The 4,865-nt window shown below is 30.2% G+C and carries 4 protein-coding genes; all 4 read left to right on the top strand.

Annotated elements, in window-relative coordinates; genetic code table 11:
• Positions 1–317: 317 nt before the first annotated feature.
• The 4 genes from HMPREF2704_RS02590 to HMPREF2704_RS02575 all read left to right on the top strand — a co-directional run bounded on the left by HMPREF2704_RS02590 (position 318) and on the right by HMPREF2704_RS02575 (position 4,522).
• Positions 318–947: a TetR/AcrR family transcriptional regulator gene (locus HMPREF2704_RS02590; protein WP_070845571.1), complete on the top strand. Its 630-nt coding sequence runs from the start codon at positions 318–320 to the stop codon at positions 945–947.
• A gap of 276 nt (positions 948–1,223) precedes the next feature.
• The gene (locus HMPREF2704_RS02585) at positions 1,224–1,964 is read left to right on the top strand and encodes an ABC transporter permease (protein WP_070845569.1); all 741 of its coding nucleotides are present in this window, start codon (positions 1,224–1,226) and stop codon (positions 1,962–1,964) included.
• Positions 1,965–2,099: 135 nt separating this feature from the next.
• A complete protein-coding gene (locus HMPREF2704_RS02580) occupies positions 2,100–2,837 on the top strand; it encodes an ABC transporter ATP-binding protein (protein ID WP_070845567.1) in 738 nt (245 codons plus the stop codon).
• A 2-nt stretch (positions 2,838–2,839) separates the two neighbouring features.
• The gene (locus HMPREF2704_RS02575) at positions 2,840–4,522 is read left to right on the top strand and encodes an ABC transporter ATP-binding protein (RefSeq protein WP_070845565.1); all 1,683 of its coding nucleotides are present in this window, start codon (positions 2,840–2,842) and stop codon (positions 4,520–4,522) included.
• Positions 4,523–4,865: the final 343 nt, after the last annotated feature.

Genomic DNA, 4,865 nt, shown 5'->3' with positions numbered 1-4,865 from the left:
TTTTAATTAGTGTTCATTATGATTCATGGAATGAAAAAGCTAATAAGGCTAGTGCTGAAGAACTTGTTGATGTTCCCATAATTCCACTAAATGATCATTCCTGTCTTGTCTTGGATAAACTTGGAAACATTATTGAGAAAATTGACTAATTTTCATTATGTAATTCTGGATCTAGGATACTAAAGTGTATACGAAATATATAATGAAAAGCCTTGAATTAAGGCTTTTTGTTATATTCCAATAAAGAACTTGACATTATTAGTTTTGTCCACTAAAATAGAAGTTACATACCATCGGTATGATAGAAAGGGACTGGAATGGCAAGAAATAGAAACTCACACGAAACTAGAAAAAAAATACTAGAGGTCTCTAAAGATTTATTTTTAGAAAAAGGATTTGATAATACGTCAATACAAGATATCATAGATGGCTTAGGTGGATTGACGAAAGGTGTTATTTATCATCATTTTGAGTCTAAATATGATATTTTGCAAACGATCATTAGCGAAAATAATCAAGAAATTTTTAATTATAATTGGAGAGGAAATACTGGATTAGAAAAGATACAAAATTCTTTGATGGACTCTTTCTCTAATTTTGAACACCAAAGGCTCGTTTACTCTGCCTCAATTATGCTAAGAAGTCCACGTTTGTTGGGAGAGCAGTATCTAGGTCTATTTTCTGATTTTTTACCCGAAATTAGAGAAAAAGTTTACGAAGGAGTTGAAGATGGGTCTATTAAAACAGAATATCCAGAAGAGCTAGCAGATTTAATTGTTTTAACTCTAAATATTTGGATTGGTTTTCAAATTTCCGTTTATTCATTAGTAGAATTAAAGCGCAAAATGAATTTCATTAAACTTACTTTTGAAGGTCTAGGAGTACAGTTAATTACTGATGAAATGATGGAGGTGATTTTCAACTTATTCGATCACTTAAAAAAATAGTAAATAAGTCGTCGCATGACATTCTTGTTAATACTAATTTCTATTTATGTATTATCAATTGAATAAATGATCTTACATAATTTATAATTAAAAATAACATACTTTAAGTGTGTTATTAAAAATCTATTATACATACCGTAGGTATGTTTGTTTTTAGTGTATACATACCGATGGTATGTATAGTGGCATTTTCTGAAGAATAAACTTATTTTTAAATATTTGTCGAGATTAGTCTGAATAGTTTATTCTTTATTTACGCTTTGGAGGAAATAATCTATGTTGTCGCTTATTAAAATTGAATTAAATAAAGTTTCTAAATCTAAATTATTTTTAGCTTGGTTGTGTACTATATTTATAGTGTTAGGTATTACAGCAATCATTATTATGGGTTTAGGTACTGACAATAAACTAGGAGAATTTACTGGACAGGATTCTAATGTTATTAGAGTTACTGGTAAATGGGAAGGTTGGGCAATTGTAGCTTCATTGTTTTCATCTTTATTTACAAAAGCAGCATTTTTGATTTTCGAATCTTATTTATTGTCTACGATTATTATTGATGAATTTAAACGAAGAACAATTTTTCAGTTGTTTTCTTACCCTATTTCTAAAATAAAGTTACTATGGGGAAAAATTATTTCAGTCATTCTAATAGCATTTATTGCTCAATTTTCTGCCCATTTAGTGATTCAATTATTCATTAAATTCATGGCTGTTGTAACTGAATCTAGTTATATCCCTGTTGCTAGTCAATTAATTAACTTAGCTGGAATAACGTTTGCAACAGTACTAATAGGGTTACTACCATTTGTTTTAGGGATGATTAAGCATTCAACTGCTATAACAATGCTTACAGGACTTGGTTTAGCAGCATTACTTTCAAATGTAAGTCCAGGAAGTTTATCTAATAATATTGCTGATAACTTATTCTTTTTGATATTTGCAAGTTTCATTAGTTTAATGATTACTTCATTTTCAATTTATAATATTTCAAGACAAGATATTAGTATCAAGTAGCATAGCTGAGTTTAATTGAAGGAAAGTTATATTTCCTTGATGATTTCTATAAAAAAAGAGACTGTATAAGTTGGTATTTATGCTCCGGGAGAAAAATTCTTGCATTTAAAGCTGGATATAGAAGGAGAGATAGAAATGAGAAATATTGTTGAAATAAAAGAAGTTTTTAAAACAATTGATAAAGAAGAAATTTTAAGTGGTATCAACCTTCAAATTGCTGAAGGAGAAATCTATGGTTTTTTAGGACCAAATGGTGCAGGGAAAACAACATTAATGAAATGTATGTTATCCTTATCAACTATTACATCAGGTAGTATTGAAATTTTTGGTAAAAATCTACAAGAACACAGAGAGGAAATACTAAGTCAGGTTGGAAGTATTATTGAAACACCAAGTTTTTACGAAAACTTCACTGCAAAAGAAATTTTGGAAATTCACGCACAGTATATGGGGAAAACTATTACTGAATCAGATATAATAAGAGCTTTAAGAATGGTCGGATTAAAAAATACGACTAAAAAAGTAAAAGATTTTTCGTTAGGAATGAGGCAGAGACTTGGTTTAGCTCGTGCTTTTCTAACAAAACCTAAATTGTTAATTTTAGATGAGCCAATCAATGGTTTAGATCCAATAGGAATTCAAGAAATTCGAAATCTTTTGTTGTCGCTTTCTAAGGAGCATGGAATTACAATTCTAATATCGAGTCATATATTATCGGAAATTTCACAGATAGCAGATAAGATTGGTTTTATCAAAAATGGAGAAATTGTAGAACAAGTCTCTATGAAAGAGATTAGGAGAGAGAATATTGACTTAGAAGAATATTTTATGTCACATTTTCTAAATGAAATTAAGAATTATGAGGTAGATTAAGGATGAAACAATTGATAAAGAACCATCAGAAGGCTTTTTATGCTTTCATGATATTTAATACACTGGTCCCTTTAACTAATATTGCTTTTGCTTATTCTATTAAAGGTATTATTGATAGTGGCATGTCCCAAAATAAAGAAGCCTTAACTCAAGCGGTACTAGTAGGAGCTACTGTTATTTTCATCTATGCAGGACTGAACTTTATATCTCTTCGATTGAGAAATAAACTTGTTAGGCAAATCATGTCAAGTTATAAAAACAAGGTTTTCCAATCTATTTTAGATAGGGATTATAGAGACTTTTCTAAAGAAAAATCAGGGAAGTTTATTTCTGTATTAACCGAAAATATGAAGAAAATCGAGCAAGATTATCTACACCAGTATTTTAATATTTCAAAAAACCTTTCCTTAATGATTTTTTCACTCCTAGCTATGTTTATAGGTAATTGGTTTTTGACCTTATTAGTAATCATTGCTAGCATTATTCCGATGATGATTTCAGGATTTATTGGACAAAAATCAGCCTCTTTACAAAATAGTGCTATGATTGCAGATCAGAAGTATTTAGCTAAGGTTAAAGATATTTTAGCAGGATTTCTGGTTATTAAAAGTTTTAATGTGAAAGATGCTATCTTTGAGGATTATAGTCATGAAAGTGAAAATTTGGATGAGATATATTTTATAAAAGGAAAATTTGATGTTTTAGCAAATGTTATTTCCCAGCTTTCAGGGATGATTGTTTTTTTGGTAGCTTTTGGTGGAGGGATGTATTTAGTATTTAATGGCTATACCACAATTGGAAGTGTGACAGCTATTGTTCAACTAGTCAATTTTGTAGTAATGCCACTAAATGAAATTGGTATGGGAATGAGTAAATTCCGTGAAGGTCAGGCAACACTAGATGCATTTGAGGTAAAAGATGTAATCGAACTTCAGACTGGTGAAACGAAAGAATATTTCGATGATGTTATTTCTTTTTCAAATATAGACTTTTCTTACCCTAATACTGAAGAAAAAATTTTTAATCATTTATCTTTGAAGATTCAAAAAGGGGAAAAAATTGCAATTGTAGGAATGTCAGGGAGTGGGAAATCAACTTTGCTCAATCTATTACTGCGTTTTTATGATGTAACAAGTGGACATATTTTAATTGATAATCAAGATATACAAGCTATTTCAGCAGAGAGCCTTTATAACTTAATGACGATTGTTCAACAAGATGTTTATATCTTTGATGATACTTTAAGAGCCAATATTACTCTTAATCAATCCTTTACTGATGAGGAAATAAATCAAGCTGTACAGCAGTCAGGTTTAGAAAGTTATGTTTTAGAAAATGAATCCGGTCTACAAACTTTATGTGGAGAGAATGGTTCAAATCTATCTGGAGGACAAAAACAAAGACTTAGTATTGCGCGTGCCTTGATTCGAAAAACACCAATCTTATTATTGGACGAGGCAACCTCATCTTTGGATAATCAAGTAACTACTGAAATTGAAAATTCAATCTTGGATATTCAAGATTTAACTGCACTTGTAGTCACCCACAAGTTGAATGAGAACATTTTGAAAAGATACGATAGAATTCTCTTTATGAAAGCAGGCGTCATTGTTGAAGATGGTTCTTTTAGTGACCTGATGGATAGGAGAGGTGAGTTTTATAAGTTGTTTGAGTTGAGTGTGTAATTCTCTTTCGTTTTATAGTATAATTTTATAAAATACTCTATTATTTTCATTATATATTATAGAAGTTTACTAGCACCACATGTCGAGTGTGTAAGTTTGTTGGTAAAACGTAGTTAAAATCTCGCTTTTTCATTTCAAGGCGAGAAGCTTCAAAGCTCCACTGGAGCTTTGAACTCCCGCAAACGCATCATGTTGCATCTGTAATTCTGCTGGAAGTAGCATAGAAATCTTTGAATGAAATATTTTTAAAGTGTTTGTATCCCAGCAAAGAGATCAAAGAAAGACTATCTAAGTTGGTAAATAACTTCGGGAGGTTTATACGTTATGCTTAGATCTTATGTAA

It is taken from the genome of Streptococcus sp. HMSC076C09 (genome assembly GCF_001837905.1).
GTDB classification, from domain to species: domain Bacteria; phylum Bacillota; class Bacilli; order Lactobacillales; family Streptococcaceae; genus Streptococcus; species Streptococcus parasanguinis_I.
The sequence above is the reverse complement of the archived record's forward strand: the minus strand, read 5'-3'. Positions and strand labels throughout refer to the sequence as shown.

Coding starts and splice junctions, on each gene's coding strand:
- HMPREF2704_RS02590 (WP_070845571.1), top strand. CDS start 318: ATGGCAAGAAATAGAAACTCACACGAAACTAGAAAAAAAATACTAGAG.
- HMPREF2704_RS02585 (WP_070845569.1), top strand. CDS start 1,224: ATGTTGTCGCTTATTAAAATTGAATTAAATAAAGTTTCTAAATCTAAA.
- HMPREF2704_RS02580 (WP_070845567.1), top strand. CDS start 2,100: ATGAGAAATATTGTTGAAATAAAAGAAGTTTTTAAAACAATTGATAAA.
- HMPREF2704_RS02575 (WP_070845565.1), top strand. CDS start 2,840: ATGAAACAATTGATAAAGAACCATCAGAAGGCTTTTTATGCTTTCATG.